Consider the following 22,782-nt stretch of genomic DNA (forward strand, 5'->3'; position numbering starts at 1 on the left):
CTCCATAACCGCGATGAAGGCGCAAAGCGGCCACGCGACAATTCTTACCTCACCTCCGAGTTAGCGCTCCCGAGCGGAAATTATTGCCGCTCGCCCGTTGCTGTTGACTGATGCCCAAGGCCAAGGCACAAAGGTGGCATCCACGGTCGCTCGCGACAGGGAAACATAGGAAATTTCAAGGTTTTTCCATTAACCTATTAAAATCATTCCAGAATCCAAGACCCCCAGGCGAGTCAATTTCGATCGATTTTGATCTTGATTGGCACCCATCTCCCTCTGAAAAGTGGCGTCTTGTCAATACGTTAGGCGATCTCGGCCGCAGTTCCTTGGGCCATCCTTCGTGTTCCAAGGCGGCTAGAAAAATTGGCTGAGAACCCGACCGCAACGGGGGCCGAAATTTGGCTGTCGGACATCGCGTGGCAGGGAAAGGTAACACTCACATTGAAGCATATGTTGCTGTTGTCCGCTGTAAAACGGCATCTTTTCAGCTACTTGGCGCGATTCACCTCAGTTGAAATGTGACGCTCTCCAGATTTCGAAGAAGCTTAGAGCTCTCAAAATGACGGCTGGGTACCCCACCCGAGTGCCACGAGCAGACTAGGGAGAACGACCGCTCTCGGCCCCATTGAGGACACCAGATGACCTATTGCGCTGTTCCGAAACCTGCTGTTCGCAGGAGCGGTGCACGTAGAGGCCGTTTCCGGAAGGTCGCGCAAGTAGAAGGAAAGTGGTAGATGAACAATGCCAGCGCAAGGTTTTGATTTGTTGCTTGGCAGGGGGGAATTTATGAAAATTGAGCAGCTGACCATCCGCAATTTTAGATGCTTTGGGCCAGAGGGAGTGACGCTCACCCTCGAAGAGGCTGTTACGGCCTTCGTCGGCAACAACGGCTCCGGCAAGACGGCAATTTTCGCCGCCATCCAAAAAGCTTTCGGCACATCGAGCGCCCAACGGACAATCCGGAAATCCGACTTCCATGTGCCCAAGGAGAACGAGGAGCTCCAGTCGGAAACCTTGATGCTCGTCGATTGCTTGCTTGGCTTCCCGGAGCTGGAAAAAGACGATGCGGATACGGATGCGATACCCGAATTCTTCAATCAGATGGCCACGAGCGGAGAAGATGAGCCGCTGAAAGTGCGTATGCGCCTCGAAGCGAAGTGGATCGACGACGGCACGCCCGAAGGAACGATAGAAGAGGCGTTCCGATGGGTGTGCGCGACGGACGACGATTTCGAATGGGACGAGTGCCAGGCGGTGCAGGCCGTCGAGCGAAACTACATCCAACTCGTCTACATCCCCGCCAACCGCAACGCAGCTGATCAGGTCACGAACCTACTCAAAGGACGTCTATGGCGCGCCGCTAAATGGTCTCAACAGATGATCGAACAGGCAGAGACGTCGGCGGTCGCACTTCAAGACGAATTTGATACCGAAGGGGTCACGGAGTTTATTCTGGAACGCCTCGCAACCCGATGGTCGGAGGTTTATACTGGCGACACGGACACGACGCCGAAGCTCCGACTGGTCGAGACCAGGCTTGAAGAGCTCGTTCGGCGCGCGGAGTTCGTGTTCTTCCCGGACGAGGCTGGGCGGGAGCGCCGCCTCGACGATCTCAGCGATGGACAACGCTCTCTCTTCCATATCGCACTGACGGCAGCGACTCTCGAGATAGAACGCGATGCTCTACGGGAGACCCCCGCGGACAGCGTGTTCGATCAGGAGAAACTCCGCCGAACTTATCTGACCATCCTTGCGATAGAAGAGCCGGAAAACTCCCTCTCGCCGTTTTTTCTGTCCCGTATCATGCGCCAGGCACGCGACATCGGCGGCGCTGCCGAAGCGCAGGTCATCCTCTCCAGTCATAGCGCCAGCATTCTCAGTCGGATAGAACCCGAAGAGGTGCGATACGCACGCCTGAACTCCGAGACCCGCAAATCTTCGGTGAGGCTCCTGACCCTTCCAGAAGAAGGCACGGAAGCTCGCAAGTATGTGCGTTTGGCCGTACGTGCATATCCCGAGCTCTACTTCGCGCGGTTCGTCGTACTGGCTGAGGGCGAATCGGAGGCGATCGTGCTCCCCGCCATCGCCGAGGCGTCGGACTTCCCGCTCGACCGCTCATTCGTTCCCATTGTGCCCTTGGCAGGACGGTTCGTCGCTCATTTCTGGCGCCTCTTGTCGGATATCGAAATCCCCTATGCCACCCTGCTGGACCTTGATGCCGGACGGCAGCACGGCGGCGCGAAGACGGTGCAGTATGTCGTGGAGCAACTCGCCGCTGTCGGTAACGACCTCAGCACCAACAAGCTCGTCGTCGATGAGGAAATCGACCTCGATGATCTTGACGAGATCGACGATCAGGAATTGATCGACCAAGATCAGGACCATCCGTGGCTCAAGGCGCTGAGGCGAGAAGGCGTGTTCTTCTCATCCCCGCTCGATATTGATTTCGCGATGCTGGAGATGTTCCCCGACGTTTACCAGAAACCGAGACCAGGCGGTCGCGGTCCCAAGAAGAGCGCGAATGCGCTTGAAGACAAGAAGAATGTGACGCTAAAGACCGAAGGCGATCCCGATCTCTACGATAATGGGTGGGACGATAGCTTCATCTGGTATCCGTACCTATTCTTAAGCGAGAGCAAGCCCGAAGCGCACCTTCGCGCCTTGAGCGAAATCGACTCAGAAGATCTTGAAGAGGATGCACCCGAAGAGCTGACGAAGCTCATCGCCTACGTGAAGCGTAAAGTCGTCCCATGAGCCTCGTTCGTCCAGAAGATTGGGTGCCTCAAGGCATAGAAGAGCTCGAAGACCGCGCTTGGGAGGCACTTCGGGAGACTGACCGCAGCGTATGCGTCACGGCCGGAGCGGGCGCCGGCAAGACCGAGTTCCTTGCGCAAAAAGCGTCCTACCTCCTGCAGACCGGTCTCTGTCCTGCGCCCAAACGAATCCTTGCGATCAGCTTCAAGCGCGACGCCGCGGAGACGCTTTCGGCCCGTGTTCGGAAACGCTGTCCAGAGAGACAGGCACGCCGGTTTGTGTCCCTGACATTCGATGGATTTGCCAAAAGGCTTGTCGATCAGTTTCGGATGGCAGTGCCGGCTTTGTACAGACCGCCGGCAAACTATGAGATCGCGTTTCCGAGCAACGACGCGTTGAACGACTTTCTACGGCGCGCGGGAATTCACAACATCAACACTCAGCAACTCACACGCACTATCGCAGGAGTCCGGATCCGCGACCCTAACCAGAATGTACCCGAGAATCTTCGATCGGCGTTTGAAGAATATTGGAACGACCAGCTAAATGGCCAACCGACCGCCTATCTGACGTTTCCGATGATAAATCGTCTCGCAGAGTATCTCGTACGCGCCAGCCCCCGTATCCACGCCGCGATCCGGATGACTTACCCTGTCATTTTCCTCGATGAGTTCCAGGACACTCAGCCAGCTCAGTTCGAGCTGCTCACCTCCGCCTTCGACAAAGACCACAACACATTTACGGCGGTCGGAGACGACAAGCAGCGCATCATGGGTTGGGCGGGCGCAATGCCGAACGGCTTCGAGGTATACACGCAAGAGTTTGATGCAAGACCCATATCGCTGCTCTTGAACTGGCGCTCGCATACCGATCTCGTGGCGATACAGCATATCGTCGCGCAGAGCATTGACCCCAATGTAGAGCATGCGGTCGCACGCGGGGAAAAGGCGGTCGACGGGGATGTCTGCTCGATTTGGGATTTCGGGAGCGAGGAAGAAGAGATCAAAGGCTTGGCAGGCTGGATATCCGAGCAGGTCGATGACGGCGTTCCGGCCCACGAACTGGCAGTCCTTGTGCGGAACCACCCCGAACGCTTGGAAAAAGAGTTAGGCCCGGCTCTCGCCGAACTCGGCTTCCCACTTCGAAACGTCGCGCGGAACGTCGGGTCGATCGCGATCCAGGACTTGCTCGCCGAAGAGCTATCCGAGATTCTCCTCCCGCTGCTGAGGCTGGGGGCGGAAAAGCGAAACCCCGCGGCATGGGCGTCGGTTCAAGAGCAACTGCGAAGGCTCGGAGCGATATCTCTCGACGACGACCTCGGACTCCAGCGATCGGCAGCGCGCACCGAAGCCCTGGTGAAATCGATTAGAGCCTACATGGCCTCGCATGATCCGGAGGTTAGCAACGTGTCGGGCGCGGTCGCGCTTCTAATCGAGCAAATTGGTGAGACCGTCATAAGGCGTGCTACACCGTCATACACACGCAATTCCGACTTCGCTCGCGTGGAGGAAGGTTTCAAACTCCTGTTGTCCGAGTGCCTTGGCGACGCCGACAGCTGGAGCGAGGCCCTGGACCGCTTCGAAGGGCGCAACCAGGTGCCGTTGATGACCATCCACAAGAGCAAGGGGATGGAGTTCCATACGATCGTCTTCTTCGGCCTCGATAGTAATAGCTGGTGGAGCCTGACCCCCAATAGACCCGAGGAGATGAACTCGTTCTTCGTGGCACTCACACGCGCAAAACAGCGTGCGTTCTTTACCAACTGCAGCGCTCGCGGTGGCAGGATTGCCTGGCTGGAAAATTTGCTCGGTGCACACGTGCCTCGCATCGCGAGCGAGGATATCGCCTGAGCACGCCGAACGTCTTCTTATGATGTCCGCTGCCCATTACCAGACCGTCGGCAAACCACCCGATTGCCGACGCTGGCTTGTGAGCGACTGCTTTTGGGACATCGTTGAAGTGGACCTAACGTCTCAAATGAAAGTGCAAAGCTGCCGGGCGCTCTGTGGCTGCCTCACCGCAAACTTGAGGCCCGAGAGCGGAAATTATTGCCGTTAGCCCGTCTAGTTGACTGATGCCCAAAGCCAGGGCACAAAGGTGGCATCCACGGTCGCTCGCGGCAGGAAAACAGAGGGAATTTCAAGGCTTTTAACTCAAGTCATTGAAATCATGTGAGAATCCAGGTCTCCCAGGAAAGTCGTTTTTGACTAATTTTTCGATCTAAATCGGCGAACATCTCCCGCAGGGAAAAGTGGCTTCCTTTCAATGAGTTGGGCGATCTCGGCTGCAGTGATTGGAGCATCCGTCGCATTCTAAGGCGGCCAGAAAATGGGCTGGGGATCCGCACGCAACGGGGCCAGGATCTGACTGTCGAATATTGCGTTGGAAAAAGACCAAGCTTACGTTGAGACAGGTATTGTCGTCGGCTATCTGCTTCATCGCGGACTTCTTGCAATGAGGCCGACCGTTTGCCATCTATCCAGAGGTGTACCTCACATTGGTCCGATGTCGATAGCTACTTCTCCGTCCCCGCAAACCCTTCCGGCACATCGCCGCGGAAATTGACGGGCGTATCTGTGTACTCACCGATATAGTCGGTTTCGACATTCGCCACTATGGAAGAAGACAAGGGAGCCAGGAGAACCAGGCCGCTTTTAGCCTTAATCAAGGAGGCCAATGCCCTGAATGCTCGCTAATGTGGCCGGGTTGCCGATCATCCGCAGGTGTCGGATCTCGACCGGCTTTGCCAGCAGTCTGTCTATCTGCGATAGAAGCGGTACGAGATGCGGCATTTTCATGTGCTGGTCGAGATGCTCTTGGCTTCTCCAGTTCTCGTAGAAAACGAAGACACAGTCATCTGCCGCATCCACATGGAAGTCGTAGTTGATGCAGCCGCCTTCCGCCCGTGTCGGGGCTACCTGACGACTGAGGATAGCCTGTAGCTCATCCCGGTATTCGGGGCGAGCCGTTACGGTTCCGATAATGGTGATGGTCATGATGCCGACTTCTTCTGGCTGAGGGCGACGGCCAGGATGATGATGCCGCCGCGGGCGATCAACTGCTGGCTGAATTCCAGACCCATCAGAATGAGGCCGTTGTTGATAAGCCCGATCATCAAGGCCCCGACGATGGTACCGACCACGGTACCCTTCCCGCCGAACAGGCTGGTGCCGCCAAGCACCGCCGCTGCGATGACCGAGAGTTCGTCACCCTCGCCAAGCTGGAAGCGGCCTGATTGCAGACGCCCTGCATACAGCATGCCTGCCAGAGCCGCCGCACAGGACGACATTACCAGAACCTTGAATTTGATGTTGCGGGTATCGATACCGGAATAGCGTGCAGCGGTTTCGCCGCCGCCGGTCGCGAGCACACGGCGACCAAATCCTGTGCGCCGCAGCACCATATGGCCGATGACGCCAAGCACGAGCATCCACACTAGCAGCACGGGAATCCGACCAAGATTGCCACCGCCGAACAGCCACGAATAGCCGGGCGAAAGGATCGGAACCGCAGCGGTCGCGGAAATCCACATGGCGACGCCCTTGGCGATGCCCATCATCGCCAGCGTCGTGAGAAAGGATGGAATGCCGATGCGCGTGGTCAGCCAGCCGTTGAAGGACCCGACCGCTAGACCTGTGGCAATCCCTGCCAGCACGCCTGCAAAAGGTCCGCCGACGGCTATCGCCATGGCGACGGTCACCGTCGTCAGGCCTGCCACCGCGCCGACCGAGAGATCGATCTCGCCCGCCGACAGCACGAAGGTGATGGCTATTGCCATGACAGCGATCATCGCCGTCTGGCGTACGATGTTGAGCAGATTGTTGGCTGTCAGGAAGCCCTTGTCGTTCAGCGTCACCGCGAACACGACAAAGATGGCGATGAAGCCGATATAGATGATGTTCTGGCGCCAGTTGGCGGCGAAAGCCTTAAGCATTGATCGTCTCCTGGGCTGCGAGCGCCCGCTGTATTTCGGTCTGGAGCTTTTGCTCCGCTGCCTGCAGGCGATGCGCCGGGTCGTCCACCGCCACTGCCGGATCGTCGAAAGCCTCGCGGGGAAGGTCCGAGTGAACGCGTCCATCCGCCATGACGAGAATGCGGTCGCAAGCGGTCAACAGTTCCGAAAGCTCCGAGGAGATCATGATGATGGCCTTGCCGGAGGCGGCAAGATCCCGCACCAGACGAATGATCTCCGACTTCGAGCCTATGTCGATTCCGGCTGTCGGTTCGTCGAGAATGAGTATGTCGGGATCTGTGGCCAGCCACTTGCCGATCACCACCTTCTGCTGGTTGCCGCCGGATAGCGTGGCCACCGCGTGGTCGCGGCTCGCCGTTTTGATCGAAAGCCGCGCAATCTGCCTGTCCGTGAGGTCGACCACGGCCTTGCGGTCGACCACACCGGCACGCGACAGCCGTTCGATGACCGCGAGCACCATGTTCGATGCCACCGAATGCGCAGGAATAATGCCCTGGGTGGCCCGCGCCTCTGGAACCAGCGCCACGCCGTTGTCGATCGCATCGCCGGGCTTACGGATCGAGACCTCCCTGCCCTTGATGCTGATCGTGCCGCTTGCAGCAGGATCGATACCGGCGAGCAGCCGCGCAAGCGAAGACCGTCCAGAACCCAAAAGCCCGGCCAGGCCGAGGACTTCGCCGGCGTGGAGCGCGAAGGACACATGCTCAGGCTTGTGCGCACCGCTGAGATTGCTGACCTCCAGCAGGACCTTTCCCCTGACGGAAGAGCCGCGCACGACGTCCGAAAGTCCTTTCGAGCGCTTGCCGACGATATGCTCGATCATGGTGTCGATCGGCAGCTCGGAAAGCGGCGCGGTGACGACGTGCCGGCCGTCACGCAGAATGGTGGCGCGGTCGGCGATGCGGGCGATCTCGTCCATGCGGTGGCTGACATAGATGATTGCGACACCCTCGGCCTTAAGCTTTTGAAGGAAGACAAAGAGGCGTTCGACGTCGGAGACCGCGAGCGCCGTCGAGGGTTCGTCCAAAACGAGAACCTTCGCATCCTGCGAAATCGCCTTGGCGATCTCGGTTAACTGCTTCTGGCCAGCACCGAGATCGCCGACCAGGGCGCGGGGATCGACCGAGACCTCAAGCCGCGCAAAAAGTTCAGCGGCGCGGCGCTCCGCGTCCGCATCGTCGATCAATCCGGTGCCGGTGCGGCTTTCACGCGTCAGGAACACGTTCTGCGCCACCGTCAGCGTCGGGATAAGGCTCATTTCCTGGTAGTTCATGGCAATGCCGGCGTCACGTGATTCTTCCGGCGTGTGAGCCGTCAATGCGCGTCCGGCGACGACGATCGTACCCTGATCAGGACGATGAACCCCGTTCAGTATCTTCAGGATCGTGGATTTGCCAGCGCCGTTGCCGCCCAACAGGGCATGAACCTCGCCGGGCAACACCTCGAGATCGACGCCTTCAAGGGCGCGGACGCCCCCGAAGGATTTCGAAATGCCTGTCATCCGAACGGCTGCGGCGCTGTCGTTCATCCCACCTTCTCCCATACACCCGACTCACCGGAGCGGATGAAAGCATCCGCGACAAGTTCGGTCAGCAGGCCGTCTTCAAAATTGGGGCTCGGCTGCTTGCCCTTCGCGATCGCCTGGAAGAAGTCGTAGCACTCGACGATCTTCGTTTCCGAATATCCGATGCCAAGGCCGGGGATCGGCCAGAGACCGCCACCATAGGGGTGCGCCGGACCGGTATACACGGTGCGGAAGCCGCGCGCATCAGCCGGGTCGTCCGCAAACATGACCTGCAACTCGTCACGGCGTTCGTAGTTGAAGTGGATCGAGCCCTTTGTACCGTGGATTTCGAGCGTGATGAAATTGTTGCGCCCATAGGCATTGCGGGTCGCCTCAAGGCTACCGATCGCACCATTGGCAAATTTCAGCATGGATACGACTTCGTCGTCCACATCCACGTCGCCACGTTCAGCGTCGGCCGCTTTTTCCGCCGCACCAAGTTTGTCGATACCGCCCTGTTGAAGCGGACGGGTCTTGTTGTAGGTCGTGGTCAGCGCGATGACCTCCGCAATCGGCCCTACCAGATAGTGCGCGAGATCGACCACATGGGTGCCGATATCGCCGACCGCGCCCGAGCCTGCGATCTTCTTCTGAAAGCGCCAGGAAAGCGGTGAATCCGGATCCGCCGACCAGTCCTGCAGATAGGTGCCACGGAAATTGAGGATGCGACCGATCCGACCCTCATCGATGTACTTCCTCGCCAGAGCAACGGCTGGGGTGCGACGGTAGTTGAAAGCCACCATGTTGATCACGCCGGCTTGTTTGACCGCTTCGGCCATGGCGCGGGCTTCTTCCACGGTGCGAGCCAACGGCTTCTCGCAGATGATATGCTTGCCGGCCTTTGCCGCCTCTATGGCGATCTCAGCGTGGACATTGTTCGGCGTGCAGATATCGACAACGTCAACATCCGGCCGGTTGACCGTGGCGCGCCAATCCGAGGAAGCTTCCTCGAAACCGAAGCGTTGGCGGGCGTCCTCGGCCATGCCGTCGGTCACATCCACTATCACCTTGCGGTGCGGGATCGCCGGAGCCGGCCAAAAGAACATCGGCATAGCGGCATAGGCCATGGCATGCGCCTTGCCCATGAAGCCGCCGCCAATCATGGCGACGTTCATCACTTTCGTCATCGAGGTATCTCCTAATTTGGTGCAGCCACACGCTGCTCAACATGCCGGCAGGATCAGCGATCGCCTTACCGGGGCTCTCCTGGCGCGGCGCGGTTTTTACGCACCGCGCGCTGTAAGCGATTTAGTTGCCGAGGCTGGACTTGACGTTGGCGGTCGCTTCGGTCGAATAGACCGTTTTCCACGCATCTAGCAGGCTGTCGCGGGTGACAGGCAGAGCCGGCAGGGCGACAAAGGCTGGGGCCGTCTTGCCCAGAAGGGCATAGCCGGCAAGTTTGGCTTCCACGACGCCCGCATCATAGGGACGTTGGGCGCCGAGGCCCTTGACGAAACCGTTCTGCGCCATCGAGATCGCCACGTTTTCGCCGAGGTCGATCGTGGTGATGATCAGGTCGTCCCGTCCGGCATTTCGCGCTGCGGCGATGACGCCTTCGGCGGGCACGTCCCAGACCGCCCAGATGCCCTTAACGTTCGGGTTGGACGTCAGAATTGCGCCGGCGGCCTTTTCTGCGTCACCGGAGAAATCCGGGCCGCCGATGCCCTGCTCGGCTACGATCTTGATATCGGGATAGTCCGACGCGATGGTTTTCTTGAAGGCGTCATAGCGCTGCTTGGTAACGAAGAAATCCGCAGCGTGGAACACCAGACCGATCTCGCCCTTGCCACCGAGTGCCTTGGCCATCAGATGCGCCGAGGCAACGCCATTACCGTAATTGTCGGCGGAGACGACGGAGACATAATCCTTGCCAGCCTTGAAGCCGGTAGGCACGTTATCCATGAACACCAGCTTGGTGCCAGCATCCGCTGCGGCCTTGTAGGCCGAGGCCGTCGAAGTCGGATCAGTTGGGATGGAAACGATGATATTCGGCTTCTGCGCCATGATGGTTTCGAGGTCGGCCACCTGCTTCTCGGGCTTGAAGCCGGCATCGGTCACCGCAATGACCTTTATGCCCATAGCCGCGAACTGCGTCTGCAAGCCGTTGATCTGGGCGCGAGACCAGTCGTTGCCGCCATAATGCATGACGATGGCAGCCGTAGCGCCCATTGCCTTGATCTTGGCGAGTTCCTCTGCAGTCAGCGAGACGCCGGAGGCAGGTGACGGGTCTTCACCCGACGGCCCCTTCGACAAGACCGACTCCTGCAGCTTGGCAAGCGCGGCATCGGGATCGGCAGCGAATGTAGGCGCAGCAACGGACAGCACTGCCGCGATGGCCGCGGAGCACAAAAGAATGCGTCTGGTAATCATGGTTTCCTCCCGTGGATGGGGCACAGCCCCGGTGGCCTTCAATCCGTCTTGAGATCGGCCGATTTCAGATAAGTCATACTGGCACGAGCGCCCTCCAGCGGATCGGTCCAGGCATCGAGTTCCGCGCAGATCCAGCCGGCGAAGCCGATCTCGCGCAAGGCGGCAATAATGCCGTCGGTCGGTACGTCACCACGATCAAGAGGCGTGAAGGCAAACGGCTCGCGCTGCAAGCCCTTGAGGTGGACATAGGAAATACGGGACGCATGATCGCGTATAAGCTGCGCAGGATCGCCGCCTGCTGCTGCGAGATGCGCCGTGTCCGGGCAGAAATCGATACCCGTCAGGCCGAAGATCTTTGCGACCTCCTCCGGTCCCTCCACGATTGTGGAGAGGTGGGGATGATAATGGCCGCGCAAACCGTGTGCGCTCGCAATTTCCCCTACCCGATCAAGCGCTGCCGCGAGCTTGTGAAAATCCGCCTCCCGCGTTCCGTCGAAACGCTTTGCGCCGCCGCCGACAACGAGATGCGGAGCACCGAGTTCGGCGGCCCGTTCCGCAGCGCGCGTCACGCGGGCCAACTCCTCTGGAAGGATATCGTCGAAGATGAAGTTTCCACCAGCATATGCGGCGACAAGGCTCAAACCATTGTCGGACAGCAGGGCACGCATATCCGCCGTGGAGAAATCGAGCAGGTTGCCATCGAAAAGCTCCACACCTTCATATCCTGCCGCTGCAATATCGGCGAAGGCACGCCGCATGTCACCGAAGGTTCGGTAGGAGAGCTGTGTAATCGAGGTGACGCCAACGGCACTTCCGCCGAGCTCCCCCCAGCAATTGGCATGATAAGCCAGCTTGCAACGCTCCATGGTCATCTCCTCCTCAAGACATTTCCACCTTATATCGCCTTGATTGCGCCCTTAAACCACTCATGTCAACATTTAAAATGCATTTATCGGCAAACTTATGCTGTTTTAATACAAAAGTTTGTTGTTGCACGTCTCAAGGTGAGGATTTATCAAGGCTTATCCGCTTGGTTCGGATGAAAGGAATAGACATGCCTGCTACGGCGAAGATGGACGCCGATATGCACCCGCGACGAAAGGGGCGCCCGCGCACGGCGGAAACGGCTGCGCCCAGCCTTGTGGAAATTCTTAACCTGGTGCGCACGGAAAAGGCTACGACCCGTCAGGAACTGGAGCGTGAAAGCGAACTCGGCCGCGCCGTGGTGGCAGATCGCCTGGGGACGCTCGCGGAACTCCGGCTCGTTGATGAGAGCGAGCTTGGGACGGCTACAGGCGGTCGGGCGCCGCGGCTCGTGCGGTTTTCCGCAAATCGCGGCAGCATCCTCGTCGCCACCCTCGACCAGACTGCGCTTGGCGTCGGCCTTGCCGATCTCGGCGGCCATCTGAGGATGGAACATCACGAGGCAGCGGACCTGACGCAACCTGTCTCTACGCTGCTCGACCGGCTCACCATGCTGTTTCGCTGGATCCTCGATATGCAGCCGGACGCCGGCGAGCTATGGGGCATTTCCATCTCGGTGCCTGGCGTCGTGACCGACGCTGGCGAAAGCTTTTTTCAGAATGGCACGCCCCCGGTGCTGCCGGGATGGGAGAGCTTTCCGCTGGTCGAGAAACTGGTCGAGGGATTCGACGTTCCCGTCTGGCTGCGGTCCAGCGTCGAGACCATGACCATGGGTGAATTTCACTCCGGCGCTGGCGTCGGCCACCGGGCGATGCTGTTCGTCAAGATCGGTAAACGTATCGGCGCCGGGCTGGTCAGCGACGGTGCGCTGTTCCGGGGCGCACAAGGCGCGGTCGGCTTGATCGGCTCCGTGCCGGTGAGTTCGGGTGATAGGCACGGTACCCTAGAGACCATGGCCGGCTCGGAGGCGATAATTCGTGACGGCCGGATACAGGCGGAGAAGGGCTTGAGCCCGATCCTCGCCGAGCATGCCCGGCGCGGCGCCGAGATCACGGCGGTCGAAGTGGCGCAGGCGGCGCATATGGGCGACGCGGCGGCCATCGATATCCTCTCGCAAAGCGGGCGTATGATCGGCCAGGTCGTGGCGACGCTTGCAAACATGCTGAACCCGGAACTGATCGTGCTCTCCGGGTCGATCGCTCAGAGCAACGATATACTGCTGGCAGCCGCTCGCGAGGCCATCTATGGCGCATCCCACCCGCTGGTCAGTCGCGACCTACAGATCATCCGCTCACAGATGGGCAGTTCCTCCGGCCTCGTCGGGGCTGCTATCGTGGCGACGGAAAGCCTGTTCTCGCCAGCCGTACTCCGTGACTGGATTATGGCAGGGCGCCCGCAGGCGCATCCACAATTCGAGGCCGTTCGCGGCCGATTAGAGGCGCAGACCGCAGCCGTTGCAGCGGTCATGCCGCCGCCCAAAACTTGAGGCGTGTCGATGGTGATTGAAGGACTTGGTCCCCATGGCGAACGCGCATCCGCACCAGAGCGGGTCTTGCTTCTTCCTGAGGACAAGGCACGGGCACGGGCTGCGGGCCTACGCATTGCCATCGTCCTGCATACGCTGGCGAGCGACTGGGCCAAGCAGCAACTGGCCGGTATCGTCGGAACGCTCGGCGACTGCGGTGTGGCAGTTATCGATGTCGTCGACTGCGGTTTCACGCCCGAGGTGCAGATCGAGGCGCTGGACCGTCTGATCCGCGAAGCACCGGACGCCATAATTTCGCTCCCGGTCGCCAATGCCAAGGTCGCCGCCGCCCATGCGCGCGTTTCCGCCGCCGGAATCAAGCTCGTGCTGCTTGATAATGTCCCGACTGGTCTACTGCCGGGCAAGGATTACGTATCGCTGATTTCAGCAGATAACTTCGGTCTCGGCAAGATGGCGGCAGAAGGTCTCGCGCCCCATCTCGGCGAGGAAGCCGAGGTTGGTGTGCTCGGCTACGAATCGGATTTCTTCGCGACCAACGAGCGCGAGATCGCCTTTGTGAAATGGATGCGTATCAACCGACCGCGCCACCACCTGCATGTCGCCCGATTCCCTTCCCTCACGGAGGCGGGCGCGACGGCTTCGGCGTTAGCAAAAAAGCTTCCGGACCTAAAAGGGCTGTTCGTGGTCTGGGATACGCCGGCCATCGCGGCGGCCGCGGCTCTCGTCTCCGCTGGCCTGTCTGTTCCGATCGCCACAGTCGACCTCGGCAAGGAGGCGGCCATCAGCCTCTCGGGCGGCGGGCCAATTGTAACAATTGCCGCCCAGCAGCCATTCCGGCAGGGGCAGACGGCCGCCTCGACAACGGTAACCGCTCTCCTCAGTCGCCTTACGCCAGCCTGGGTAGCCCTGCCCGGCGTTGCGGTAACTGCCACAAATGTGGTGGAATCGTTCCAGACGATCTGGCGGTCTCCGGCGCCTCGAGAAGTCTTGAGGCAGCAGAAGCTTCTCCGCTGAGTTTGGCTCATCTGACGATTTTGTTGTGAGGAGATCCTTCGTCGGTCCAAAATTTGGACTGATGAGACCAGAACCCGGATTGGTCTCATGCGATGGGCGCCGTGCCGCCACACGCACAACTTCGGTGCGCTGCGTGATATCCCACCCTTTTGCGCGTAAAGTTCAGCGCATCGATCCGGAAATAATTGCCGCTTTAGCGCCCTGTTGACTGAGGCCCAAAGCCAGGGCACAAAGGTGGCATCCACGGTCGCTCGCGATTGGAAAACAGAGGGAATTTCAAGGCTCTTGAATTAAGTCATTGAAATCATGTGAGAATCCAGGTTCCCCAGCCAATTCTCTCTAAAATCCCTTAATTCCTTGATTTTCCAGTCGTGCCGGATCCCGTTTTGGTATGATGGGCGCCGTGATGCTTAGGCACTAGCGTGCCGCAGCCGCCCCTTTAAGCGAAGGCGGGGCATTTGCCAGGGGCGTGCGTCACGAGGTCGGAATCTGAGCCTCGCGCGGAAACATCCCTACTAGCGTCGCTGGATTCCGAGCGCTTTAATGCATTTCCGTTCCGGTAGCCGGCTTTCACTCGGCCTTCATTATTTCCGTGATCGAAAGGCTTTGGCTCGGCAGGTTCGAAGAGGCACGCCATGCCGAAATCCAGGCGCTGGACCGGATGCGCGACTAGGGGGTAATCAAGGCGTGGGTCTCGGAGTCACTAAGGCGGAGCCGGACAAGCTGCTGCTGGCGCTGGAACCGTGACGGTTTCTTGCTGGAGTGGCTTTCGTTGTGGCTGAACCGCAGGTATGGTTCCTCAGCCTCCGGTGGAATTCGGGCATAGCTTGGTCCTAGACCATTGCTTCAACGAGACACCATCACGCTGATGCAGACGGGCGACAAAGGGATGAGCGCGATCGGCAAGTTAAAGTCGACGAGAAGCGTCTTAGTTCACATCGTCAGGCAGCAGGGGGAGAGGCGCGACCTCTATCCCCTCCTCCAAAAGCGCCTTGGCATCTTCGAGTGATGCCTGACCGATAATGCCGCGCTCTTGCGCTTCTCCGTAATGGATCTTGCGAGCTTCTTCGGGGAATTTGTCGCCAACATCTTCGGCATTGGCCCGAACAGCGGCGACGGCTTCCCTAATCTTTGCCAGGACTTCCCGTTGTGCGGTGTCCATGGCAAGCGTCCGCATAGCATCCCTCTTGCGCGCGGTTGCGACGGAAGGGGCCATTAGCGTCTTGGTCACAGTGCGCGAGTTGCATACCGGGCACTCGATCAGCCCGCGTTCGACCTGGCTGTCGAAATCAGCGCTGCCGGAGAACCATCCCTCAAAGGCATGCGCATGGTCACAGGTCAGCGAGTAGCGTATCAAGCAAAATTACTCCGGGAGCGCGCGCCTGAAGCCACCGTATCGAGTTGGAAATCGCGGGCATTCTTCAGATTTGGGATCTTACCTCGGACGGCTGCGACCTCCTCAGGATCGATATCGGCCAGAATGACCTCCTCGCCAGAGCCGCCTGCGGCTGCCAGAACCTTACCCCACGGATCGATGATCATCGAGTGACCAAACGTTTCACGCCCGTCTTCATGCGTTCCCCCTTGAGCAGCGGCAATCACAAATGCCCCGTTCTCGATAGCGCGGGCGCGCAAGAGAATTTCCCAGTGCGCTTCACCGGTTTGTTTGGTGAAGGCTGCAGGAACGGTAAGGACCTGAGCGCCGGCCACTGCCTCCGCACGGAAGAGCGTGGGAAAACGCACGTCGTAGCAGATCGCGAAGCCGAACGTCGCCAAAGGCAGTTCAGCAATCCTCGCCGCTTCACCGGGATGATAGGTCGCGCTTTCGCGCCAGCTTTCGCCATTATCGAGATCGACATCGAACATATGGATCTTGTCATAGGTGCAGATGCGACCGCCATCGGGCGCGAAGAGAAATCCGCGATTGGCGATCTTGCCATCGGGACGGGCAATCGCGGTGGAGCCAACATGGACGTAGATACCGAGTTCGCGAGAAAGGCGGCCGGCCGTGGCAACGATGATGTCGCACGCCTCGTCTTTGAGGACGGCCTGCAGCGCGGCCCGATCTCGCTGTAGCGCACCGGTCATCTCCGGCGTCTGCACATAGACGGCGCCTTGAGCCACCGCCTCCCGCACTAGCCTCTCCATAGCTTCAGCGTTCTTTTTCGGGTCTGTTCCCGAGCACATCTGAATTGCAGCGGCCTTGAAGCTCATGTCTCTCTTCCCAATGTCAGTTCGCATTAATCGAATGTTATGCTGCTAGAAGCGGATCGAGCTTCCCATCCCGATCAAGCGCGTGGAGGTCGTCGCAACCGCCCACATGCTGGTCACCAATAAAAATCTGCGGAAAGGTGTTGCGGCCGGATTTATCCATCATCTCCTGACGATACTGAGCGTTCTCGGTCGCATTATATTCGGTGAAGTTCACGTTCTTGCTTTGCAGCAAAGCCTTGGCGCGAGCGCAATAACCGCAGAAGTCGCGCGTATAAATCGTTACGGATGCCATGTATCTGAACCTCCACAATGGTGCCTGAGACGTCAATTGGCATGTCATATAGGCCCGGATATAGCCCTTGCAAAGGTCAAAACCGTCACATCTGTCGCGCCGGATTTTTTCAACCGTTTTGCCGCCGCCGAGACGGTGGCGCCCGTCGTATAGACATCATCGACGAGAATAACGCGCTTGCCGAGAATATCGACCTCACTGCCCGGCGAAACCGCGAAGGCTCCCTTGACATTATTCCTGCGCGCAACGGCAGAAAGCCCGACCTGGCGGGTCGTCGACTTCACACGGATCAGCGTCGCGGGGAGATAAGGCTTGCCGGATATTGCGGCGAGATGGCGCGCTAGTTCGGCGGACTGGTTGAACCGGCGGGAGAAAAAGCGCCAACGATGAAGCGGAACCGGAAGAATGCAATCGCATTCACAGAGCGCCTCGCCACCTGCCCTGGCCATCCACAGAGCCATCAACTCCGCAAGATCGGTACGATCCTGGTACTTCAACTGATGAACGAGCCTGCGCGCCGGACCTTCGTGGATGGTGGCGGAGCGCAGACGATCAAAACTCGGTGGATCGGATATGGCTTCGGCGCTGACCATACCTTCACCGTGATCGTAGATGAAGGGAGTCCCCAAGACCTCACAATAGGGTCGCTCAATGAACTTGATCTCGGACCAGCATTGAAAACAGAAAGCCCCGGCGCCACCTGTGGCACGACTGCAACCGGCGCAGGCCGGTGGATAAATGAAGTCGCCGATGAGACGAAGCAGCCTGCGCAGTGGCTGCATGACAATCTGCCTTGGCATCATCGTGTTCCTTCCCCTCTATGCTTGACATTAATGGGAAAGGGGTGCCTCTGCGACAGCAAAGTTTTGACAGGTTCCCCCATGGATATTCTCTTTGACCCGGCGCTTATCGAACGACATCGCCACCGCGCATGGCGGTTTGGAGATCGTCAAGCACATTTCCTGCTCGATATTGCCGCAACCGAAATTGCCGAACGTATTGTCATCGTCGAGCGCCATTTCGACAGCGCGATCGAACTACATGGCGCAACAGGCATTACCGCACGGCGCGTCCTGGAAACCGGCAAGGTCGGCTCGATAACCCGCATTGAGACCAGCCGCGATTTTCTGCCAGACGATGGGACTGCAAAAGTCGCATCCCTCGAAGATTTGGCGCTCGAGCCCGCCTCCAGCAACCTCGTCATTTCACCGCTCTCCCTGCACCTGACGAATGACACGCCCGGCACGCTGATCCAGATCCGTAAGGCGCTGAAACCGGACGGCTTGTTTCTGGCCGCCCTTCCCGGCAGCGGAACCTTACAGGAGCTTCGGGACGTCCTTCTCGCTACGGAAGCGGAGTTGCTTGGAGGCGCAAGCCCGCGCGTCATCCCTTTTGCGGATGTGCGAGACATCGGTGCCCTGTTGCAACGTGCAGGTTTCGCCTTGCCTGTGACGGATACGGAAACCTATACGGTGCGCTACGATTCCATCTTCCCGCTTATGAGAGACTTGCGCGCCATGGGAATGGCAAATCCGCTGCTCGGGCGCAGCCGAACACCGCTGACCCGCCTCTTCTTCATGCGCGCCGCCGAAATCTATGCGCAACGATACAGCGATGCCGATGGCCGCATCAGAGCTACGTTCTCGATCATCTACATGTCAGGCTGGGCGCCGCATGAAAGCCAGCAGAAGCCACTGAAACCTGGTTCCGCCAATGTTCGCCTTGCCGATGTCCTCAAGGGTAAGAACTTGGACCAATCCTGAAACACGAGCGTGAATTCAAAAGAATAGAGCGTCCTTTTTGCCGCCAGCGGGACGCGCTGCGCGCTACAGTTTTGGTCTGACCCTACACTCGGCAAATCTCATCCGTCTCAGCCGGCAGCACCCACCAAGGCATCTCGAATGACATTAAGGATCGTTTCCAGCCTATTTCCGATGTTTCCCACAGCCAAAATAATAACGCCGGCAATCAGGCCGACAATCATGCCGTATTCTATCGCTGTCGCTCCGCTGTTATCAGCAATGAAGTTCTGTAAATAACGCCAAATAATATTTTGCCCGTGCAAATCGAAAATCCTTGCCAAGCAGATGCCGTGCAGCATCTCGAGTAGACATGGCCATGACTATGCGCAGATAAAATGTTTATTTCGTTACTACGCTACGGTTGTACGCCGCCAGCGACGCCCAAACGCAAGCATTACGATGCAAGGTTAATCGGATATTGATGAGAACGTGGCGATTTTATTGCTGGCGAACCTGTTTCAGGCGATCAGCAGTCGCGGCCGCTGGAATAACCATCCACAATGCAGACAGAGCCTGGTGTAGGCTGAGTGATGCTGCGACGAATACTGTAGCTCGTTGGCTGATCGCCCCGCTTGATAGAGCCGGTGCTGATCATATCGACATTGTCAGGCACCTGCGCAAAGCGGGCAGACGGAGTTTTCCCGGCCAGCATGGGCGTCACGATCAGTGAAAGCGCGATGGCCACCATTCCAAACAGAAGTGCAACATTCAAAACGCCGATCCGGCGTGACTTGGCGGAATAGGACTGGCGGTCCTCAACGGTTTTCCAGAAATCCTCATTCATAACTCGGCCTCGCTACGCGCCATTTACCAAATCGTCAGCCTTGAAATTTGCCAGAGCTTGCTAAACGATAGGTTAATGCCGTGCCGTTTCGGCACTTAAGAGACGCTGAAAGCCGTCGGATTCCGGCTTATTCACAGGAATTTTAAAGGAGATCCTGAAGGTATGGGATCAGGGGTTCGTCGGCGGGAGGCATAGGATAATCGCGCAACGACTGAGGTTTCACCCATTTCACGTTTTGCCCTTCGCGGCCATGCGGGATCCCTTCATATCGGCGGCAGACATAAAGCGGCATCAGCAGATGGAATGCTTCGTAGGTGTGGCTTGCAAACGTCAACGGCGCAAGACAGGCGATCTTCGTGGTGATGCCCAGTTCTTCATGGAGTTCGCGCACGAGCGTTTCTTCAGGCGTTTCGCCCTGCTCGACCTTGCCGCCCGGAAATTCCCAAAGCCCCGCGAGCGATTTGCCCAGTGGCCTCTGGGCAAGAAGAATGCGTCCGTCCTGATCGAGCAAAGCGCATGCCACTACAAGCAGGATTTTTTTGACCGCCTGATCCATTATGACGCGTCCTTGCCCCAGTACCGATAGGTATAGGCCTCTTCAAAGCCGAATGTTTCGTACAGTCCAAGGGCTGCCACATTGGTCGCGCCCACCTGCAACCACGCGGTCTTCGCCCCGCTGATACGCGCCCAGCGAAGCGCCGATGTCAAGATTTCACGGCCGACACCCATGCGACGGGCCGCACTTGCAACCTCAAGCGAAAGCACACCTGCCAGATCGTTGTCCTGAACACAGATAACGGTCGCATGAGGGTCGCCTTCGACCTCTTCCTTGATGAAGAGACCGAGATTGGGTTTGATGGAACTGACGATCTCGGCAATTGCCGATCGCAGTGAGGGATCGTCGCCACTCACCCTGAGGCTGGCTTCGACGAACCTGCCGATATCGTGACTTGGTAAGTGGGCCAGCGCCTCCGGTAGCTCCGCGTTGACGAGATCCGCCGTCATCACCTTGACCTCTTCGAAAACGGTCCAGCCATTGTCGTAGAGATGGGCTCTTAACTGCGCGGGCATCAGCGTGGTTTCGCGGATGATGAGAGGTCTGCCGAAATCCTCGAAACGGCGACGCGCTTTTTCCAGCCGCAGATCGCAATTGCCGTAGTCGGAAGGATCCAATGGGACAACGCAATTGATGCGCTTGGAAGGGTGCGAGCCCGTGAGCCGGACCTGCCAGCTGCCGTCATACGTGACCGACGACGCAGGCCAGGCGCGAAAACTCACGGCCTCGAGACGGCGTACCAGCGGCAGATTGACGGCACTGTTATGCATCGGTGTGGCCTCCACCGTTCAGCTCCGGTAGTCGCCGTTGATTTCGACATATTCCTTGGTGAGGTCGCAAGTCCAGACGGTCGCCTTGCCGTTGCCAAGTCCGATATCCACCTTCACGGAAATGTCTTGCTGCTTCATGACGGCAGACGCCTCGGCTTCGGAATAGGACGGATCACGCTCGCCATCGACGGCAACGCGCACATGCCCGAACCAGATCGCCAACCGGTCACGATCGGCCAGCTCGCCAGATTTCCCGACGGCCATGACGACCCGGCCCCAATTGGCGTCTTCTCCCGCAACTGCGGTTTTGACCAGCGGGGAGTTGGCAATCGAAAGTGCGATCTTCTTGGCCGCAGTGTCGCTTTCAGCTCCCACGACGCTAACCTCGACCATCTTGCGCGCGCCTTCGCCATCGCGCACGACCTGTAGGGCCAGATCTTTCAGTAGATCGTGGAGGGCAGTGCGGAAAGCGTCGAGTTTCGGATCATTTGCGCTTTCGATGCGTGCCTGCCCGTCCGAGGCAGCTGCGCCTGTGGCAAACAGCATCAGCGTATCGGATGTCGAGGTGTCGCTGTCGACGGTCACCGAATTGAAGGTGGGTTCGACACCGGCAGAGAGAAGTGATTGTAGCGCCGCAGAAGCGATATCGGCATCTGTGACGACGTAGGAGAGCATGGTCGCCATGTCCGGTGCGATCATGCCCGCGCCCTTGGCGATGCCGTTGATCGTGACCGTAACACCGCCGATCTCTGCAGTGCGGGTCGCAACCTTCGGATAGGTGTCCGTCGTCATGATGGCCTTGGCAGCCTCAAGCCAGAAGTCGCCATTAGCATCGGCATTCATCTGACTCAGTACACCGGCAAACTTGGACGCATCCAATGGCTCGCCGATGACACCGGTGGAGGCCAGAAAGACTTCGCTTTCGTTGCAGCCTACAGCGGCTGCAGCAGACTGGCCGGTGAGTTCAGTTGCCGCCTTGCCCTTTTTGCCGGTGAAGGCGTTGGCGTTACCGGAATTGACCACGACGGCGCGCGCGACGCCGCCAGAAAGGTTGGCGCGGCAATAATCGACAGGAGCGGATGGGCAACGAGACTTGGTAAAGACGCCAGCAACCGACGCAGGTTGATCGAACACCATCAAAAGCACGTCTGTACGGTTCTTGTACTTGATGCCAGCAGCGGCCGTCGCCATGCGCACACCGCGGATGGATGGCATCTCAGGATAGGATTTCGGGGCAAGTGGGGAAACGGCAGCGGACATGAAATCGACCTGCATCAAAGAAAGAAATTAACACGGAAAAAGGGCGGCTTTGCGCCGCCCTGATGTAATACGCTTACTGCTGAAGCTGCTCGTCCTGCTTCTTGGACGCCTCATCATACTCCTTGCGAAGCGTCTCGTCGGAGATTTCGACCTTCTGCTCGGCCTTCTCCTTTTTGATCAGCGCGAAATACTTGTCACGCATTACCAGCTGACGGACCTGCGGCTCGACCTGCTCGAATGCAGGCGGAGGCGTGACCCGCTTGTCTTCGACCTTGATGACGTGGAAGCCGAATTCCGATTTGACCGGCTCCTTGGTATAGGCGCCCTTTTCGAGCTTGAATGCCGCCTCTTCGAATTCCGGAACCATGCGGCCCTTGCCGAACCAACCGAGATCGCCGCCATCGTCCTTATTGGAATCGGTCGACTTCTCCTTCGCCAACGCGGCAAAATCCTTCCCTGCGTCGAGCTGCTTGATCACGTCCTTGGCTTCCTCTTCGGTCGCAACCAGAATGTGAGCGGCCTTGACTTCCTCTTCCTTCGGCAGGGCTGCGACTTCCTTGTCGTAACGTGCCTTCACTTCGGCGTCCGTGATGGAGTCGGCAACGTGCTTGCGGAAATAGGCGCCGTGCAATTCGCGGTCGGAGAGGAAGGCCATGCGCTTCTTGAAGTCGTCGGTCTTGTCCAGTCCTTCGGCAGTCGCCTGCTTGACCAGGAGCTTCACCTCGATGGCGCTGGAAAGAGCAGCGACCTTCTTCTGCTCATCGGGAAGCTGGGCCAGCTGTGAATCGAGGCTGTTCATAGCCAGCTCGAGTTCCGACTGACGAATCTCGAGATCGCCGACCTTGGCGACCACGGCGTCTTCAGCCGCAAAAGCAGGGAGGTGCAGACCAAGACCAGCCACGATCACAGCAGCGGCGATTCTATTGTAGCGCAACATATTGAACCTTTCGGAGACAAAGCCGGCTCCAGACGTGGTTTCCCGGCTGAAAAATCTTCCAAACACCGGAATGTGGCCATTC

21 protein-coding genes are annotated in these 22,782 nt (G+C 58.6%); 5 read left to right on the forward strand and 16 right to left on the reverse strand.

Annotated features, from left to right (window positions below):
• Positions 1-786: 786 nt before the first annotated feature.
• Positions 787-2,754 carry an ATP-dependent nuclease gene (locus ACQZ5M_RS10430; RefSeq protein WP_449079680.1) on the forward strand — a complete coding sequence of 656 codons (1,968 nt, stop codon included), beginning with the start codon at positions 787-789 and terminating at the stop codon, positions 2,752-2,754.
• Positions 2,751-4,604, forward strand: coding sequence for a UvrD-helicase domain-containing protein (locus ACQZ5M_RS10435; RefSeq protein ID WP_449079681.1), 1,854 nt, complete (start codon positions 2,751-2,753; stop codon positions 4,602-4,604). Before ACQZ5M_RS10430 ends, ACQZ5M_RS10435 begins: the two co-directional genes overlap by 4 nt.
• Before the next feature lie 810 nt (positions 4,605-5,414).
• On the opposite strand, the gene ACQZ5M_RS10440 is transcribed toward ACQZ5M_RS10435, so the two are convergent.
• The 6 genes from ACQZ5M_RS10440 to ACQZ5M_RS10465 all read right to left on the reverse strand — a co-directional run bounded on the left by ACQZ5M_RS10440 (position 5,415) and on the right by ACQZ5M_RS10465 (position 11,527).
• Positions 5,415-5,750 carry a putative quinol monooxygenase gene (locus tag ACQZ5M_RS10440; RefSeq protein WP_296103416.1) on the reverse strand — a complete coding sequence of 112 codons (336 nt, stop codon included), beginning with the start codon at positions 5,748-5,750 and terminating at the stop codon, positions 5,415-5,417.
• On the reverse strand, positions 5,747-6,688 hold the full coding sequence (locus tag ACQZ5M_RS10445) for an ABC transporter permease (protein WP_112953155.1): 942 nt from the start codon (positions 6,686-6,688) through the stop codon (positions 5,747-5,749). The genes ACQZ5M_RS10440 and ACQZ5M_RS10445 overlap by 4 nt, the downstream gene beginning before the upstream one ends.
• Entirely contained in the window at positions 6,681-8,255 is a 1,575-nt protein-coding gene (locus ACQZ5M_RS10450; protein WP_449079682.1) for a sugar ABC transporter ATP-binding protein, read from the reverse strand. Before ACQZ5M_RS10450 ends, ACQZ5M_RS10445 begins: the two co-directional genes overlap by 8 nt.
• Positions 8,252-9,418, reverse strand: coding sequence for a levoglucosan dehydrogenase (locus ACQZ5M_RS10455; RefSeq protein ID WP_449079683.1), 1,167 nt, complete (start codon positions 9,416-9,418; stop codon positions 8,252-8,254). The genes ACQZ5M_RS10450 and ACQZ5M_RS10455 overlap by 4 nt, the downstream gene beginning before the upstream one ends.
• A 121-nt stretch (positions 9,419-9,539) precedes the next feature.
• Positions 9,540-10,661, reverse strand: a complete 1,122-nt coding sequence (locus tag ACQZ5M_RS10460) for a substrate-binding domain-containing protein (protein ID WP_449079684.1) — start codon at positions 10,659-10,661, stop codon at positions 9,540-9,542.
• Between the two features lie 38 nt (positions 10,662-10,699).
• Positions 10,700-11,527 carry a sugar phosphate isomerase/epimerase family protein gene (locus ACQZ5M_RS10465; RefSeq protein ID WP_112953492.1) on the reverse strand — a complete coding sequence of 276 codons (828 nt, stop codon included), beginning with the start codon at positions 11,525-11,527 and terminating at the stop codon, positions 10,700-10,702.
• Between the two features lie 218 nt (positions 11,528-11,745).
• On the opposite strand from ACQZ5M_RS10465, the gene ACQZ5M_RS10470 reads away from it, so the two are divergent.
• Entirely contained in the window at positions 11,746-13,071 is a 1,326-nt protein-coding gene (locus tag ACQZ5M_RS10470; protein ID WP_449079685.1) for an ROK family protein, read from the forward strand.
• A gap of 9 nt (positions 13,072-13,080) precedes the next feature.
• The gene (locus ACQZ5M_RS10475) at positions 13,081-14,085 is read left to right on the forward strand and encodes a substrate-binding domain-containing protein (RefSeq protein ID WP_153310798.1); all 1,005 of its coding nucleotides are present in this window, start codon (positions 13,081-13,083) and stop codon (positions 14,083-14,085) included.
• 928 nt (positions 14,086-15,013) lie between these two features.
• Here ACQZ5M_RS10475 and ACQZ5M_RS10480 read toward each other — a convergent pair.
• From ACQZ5M_RS10480 to ACQZ5M_RS10495, 4 genes are read right to left on the reverse strand one after another with little or no spacing between them, the layout of a single operon-like run.
• The gene (locus ACQZ5M_RS10480) at positions 15,014-15,442 is read right to left on the reverse strand and encodes a DUF1178 family protein (RefSeq protein ID WP_296020637.1); all 429 of its coding nucleotides are present in this window, start codon (positions 15,440-15,442) and stop codon (positions 15,014-15,016) included.
• Complete coding sequence (locus tag ACQZ5M_RS10485; RefSeq protein ID WP_449079686.1) at positions 15,439-16,299, reverse strand: carbon-nitrogen hydrolase family protein; 861 nt, start codon at positions 16,297-16,299, stop codon at positions 15,439-15,441. The genes ACQZ5M_RS10480 and ACQZ5M_RS10485 overlap by 4 nt, the downstream gene beginning before the upstream one ends.
• A 37-nt stretch (positions 16,300-16,336) precedes the next feature.
• Positions 16,337-16,591: a glutaredoxin 3 gene (gene grxC, locus ACQZ5M_RS10490; protein ID WP_296020633.1), complete on the reverse strand. Its 255-nt coding sequence runs from the start codon at positions 16,589-16,591 to the stop codon at positions 16,337-16,339.
• A gap of 44 nt (positions 16,592-16,635) precedes the next feature.
• Positions 16,636-17,391: a ComF family protein gene (locus ACQZ5M_RS10495; protein ID WP_449079687.1), complete on the reverse strand. Its 756-nt coding sequence runs from the start codon at positions 17,389-17,391 to the stop codon at positions 16,636-16,638.
• 81 nt (positions 17,392-17,472) lie between these two features.
• Here ACQZ5M_RS10495 and ACQZ5M_RS10500 point away from each other — a divergent pair, with 81 nt between their 5' ends.
• Positions 17,473-18,354: a methyltransferase domain-containing protein gene (locus ACQZ5M_RS10500; RefSeq protein WP_449079688.1), complete on the forward strand. Its 882-nt coding sequence runs from the start codon at positions 17,473-17,475 to the stop codon at positions 18,352-18,354.
• 107 nt (positions 18,355-18,461) lie between these two features.
• Here the strand turns inward: ACQZ5M_RS10500 and ACQZ5M_RS10505 are convergent, their stop codons facing one another.
• The 6 genes from ACQZ5M_RS10505 to ACQZ5M_RS10530 all read right to left on the reverse strand — a co-directional run bounded on the left by ACQZ5M_RS10505 (position 18,462) and on the right by ACQZ5M_RS10530 (position 22,700).
• Positions 18,462-18,674, reverse strand: coding sequence for a Flp family type IVb pilin (locus ACQZ5M_RS10505; RefSeq protein WP_449079689.1), 213 nt, complete (start codon positions 18,672-18,674; stop codon positions 18,462-18,464).
• A gap of 185 nt (positions 18,675-18,859) precedes the next feature.
• On the reverse strand, positions 18,860-19,177 hold the full coding sequence (locus ACQZ5M_RS10510) for a hypothetical protein (RefSeq protein WP_296020626.1): 318 nt from the start codon (positions 19,175-19,177) through the stop codon (positions 18,860-18,862).
• 142 nt (positions 19,178-19,319) lie between these two features.
• Positions 19,320-19,733, reverse strand: a complete 414-nt coding sequence (gene mutT / locus ACQZ5M_RS10515; RefSeq protein ID WP_449079690.1) for an 8-oxo-dGTP diphosphatase MutT — start codon at positions 19,731-19,733, stop codon at positions 19,320-19,322.
• The gene (locus ACQZ5M_RS10520) at positions 19,733-20,503 is read right to left on the reverse strand and encodes a GNAT family N-acetyltransferase (RefSeq protein WP_449079691.1); all 771 of its coding nucleotides are present in this window, start codon (positions 20,501-20,503) and stop codon (positions 19,733-19,735) included. Before ACQZ5M_RS10520 ends, mutT begins: the two co-directional genes overlap by 1 nt.
• 18 nt (positions 20,504-20,521) lie before the next feature.
• Positions 20,522-21,763, reverse strand: coding sequence for a bifunctional glutamate N-acetyltransferase/amino-acid acetyltransferase ArgJ (argJ, locus tag ACQZ5M_RS10525; RefSeq protein WP_449079692.1), 1,242 nt, complete (start codon positions 21,761-21,763; stop codon positions 20,522-20,524).
• 73 nt (positions 21,764-21,836) lie between these two features.
• Positions 21,837-22,700 (reverse strand): peptidylprolyl isomerase, encoded by an 864-nt coding sequence (locus tag ACQZ5M_RS10530; protein WP_296081344.1) that lies wholly within the window; start codon positions 22,698-22,700, stop codon positions 21,837-21,839.
• Positions 22,701-22,782: the final 82 nt, after the last annotated feature.

This window comes from Rhizobium sp. 22-785-1 (assembly GCF_053521965.1).

Excerpts from the sequence above, each read along its gene's own strand:
- ACQZ5M_RS10430 (WP_449079680.1), top strand. The coding sequence starts at position 787 with ATGAAAATTGAGCAGCTGACCATCCGCAATTTTAGATGCTTTGGGCCA.
- ACQZ5M_RS10435 (WP_449079681.1), top strand. The coding sequence starts at position 2,751 with ATGAGCCTCGTTCGTCCAGAAGATTGGGTGCCTCAAGGCATAGAAGAG.
- ACQZ5M_RS10440 (WP_296103416.1), bottom strand. The coding sequence starts at position 5,750 with ATGACCATCACCATTATCGGAACCGTAACGGCTCGCCCCGAATACCGG.
- ACQZ5M_RS10445 (WP_112953155.1), bottom strand. The coding sequence starts at position 6,688 with ATGCTTAAGGCTTTCGCCGCCAACTGGCGCCAGAACATCATCTATATC.
- ACQZ5M_RS10450 (WP_449079682.1), bottom strand. The coding sequence starts at position 8,255 with ATGAACGACAGCGCCGCAGCCGTTCGGATGACAGGCATTTCGAAATCC.
- ACQZ5M_RS10455 (WP_449079683.1), bottom strand. The coding sequence starts at position 9,418 with ATGACGAAAGTGATGAACGTCGCCATGATTGGCGGCGGCTTCATGGGC.
- ACQZ5M_RS10460 (WP_449079684.1), bottom strand. The coding sequence starts at position 10,661 with ATGATTACCAGACGCATTCTTTTGTGCTCCGCGGCCATCGCGGCAGTG.
- ACQZ5M_RS10465 (WP_112953492.1), bottom strand. The coding sequence starts at position 11,527 with ATGGAGCGTTGCAAGCTGGCTTATCATGCCAATTGCTGGGGGGAGCTC.
- ACQZ5M_RS10470 (WP_449079685.1), top strand. The coding sequence starts at position 11,746 with ATGCACCCGCGACGAAAGGGGCGCCCGCGCACGGCGGAAACGGCTGCG.
- ACQZ5M_RS10475 (WP_153310798.1), top strand. The coding sequence starts at position 13,081 with ATGGTGATTGAAGGACTTGGTCCCCATGGCGAACGCGCATCCGCACCA.
- ACQZ5M_RS10485 (WP_449079686.1), bottom strand. The coding sequence starts at position 16,299 with ATGAGCTTCAAGGCCGCTGCAATTCAGATGTGCTCGGGAACAGACCCG.
- grxC (WP_296020633.1), bottom strand. The coding sequence starts at position 16,591 with ATGGCATCCGTAACGATTTATACGCGCGACTTCTGCGGTTATTGCGCT.
- ACQZ5M_RS10495 (WP_449079687.1), bottom strand. The coding sequence starts at position 17,391 with ATGCCAAGGCAGATTGTCATGCAGCCACTGCGCAGGCTGCTTCGTCTC.
- ACQZ5M_RS10500 (WP_449079688.1), top strand. The coding sequence starts at position 17,473 with ATGGATATTCTCTTTGACCCGGCGCTTATCGAACGACATCGCCACCGC.
- ACQZ5M_RS10510 (WP_296020626.1), bottom strand. The coding sequence starts at position 19,177 with ATGAATGAGGATTTCTGGAAAACCGTTGAGGACCGCCAGTCCTATTCC.
- mutT (WP_449079690.1), bottom strand. The coding sequence starts at position 19,733 with ATGGATCAGGCGGTCAAAAAAATCCTGCTTGTAGTGGCATGCGCTTTG.
- ACQZ5M_RS10520 (WP_449079691.1), bottom strand. The coding sequence starts at position 20,503 with ATGCATAACAGTGCCGTCAATCTGCCGCTGGTACGCCGTCTCGAGGCC.
- argJ (WP_449079692.1), bottom strand. The coding sequence starts at position 21,763 with ATGTCCGCTGCCGTTTCCCCACTTGCCCCGAAATCCTATCCTGAGATG.
- ACQZ5M_RS10530 (WP_296081344.1), bottom strand. The coding sequence starts at position 22,700 with ATGTTGCGCTACAATAGAATCGCCGCTGCTGTGATCGTGGCTGGTCTT.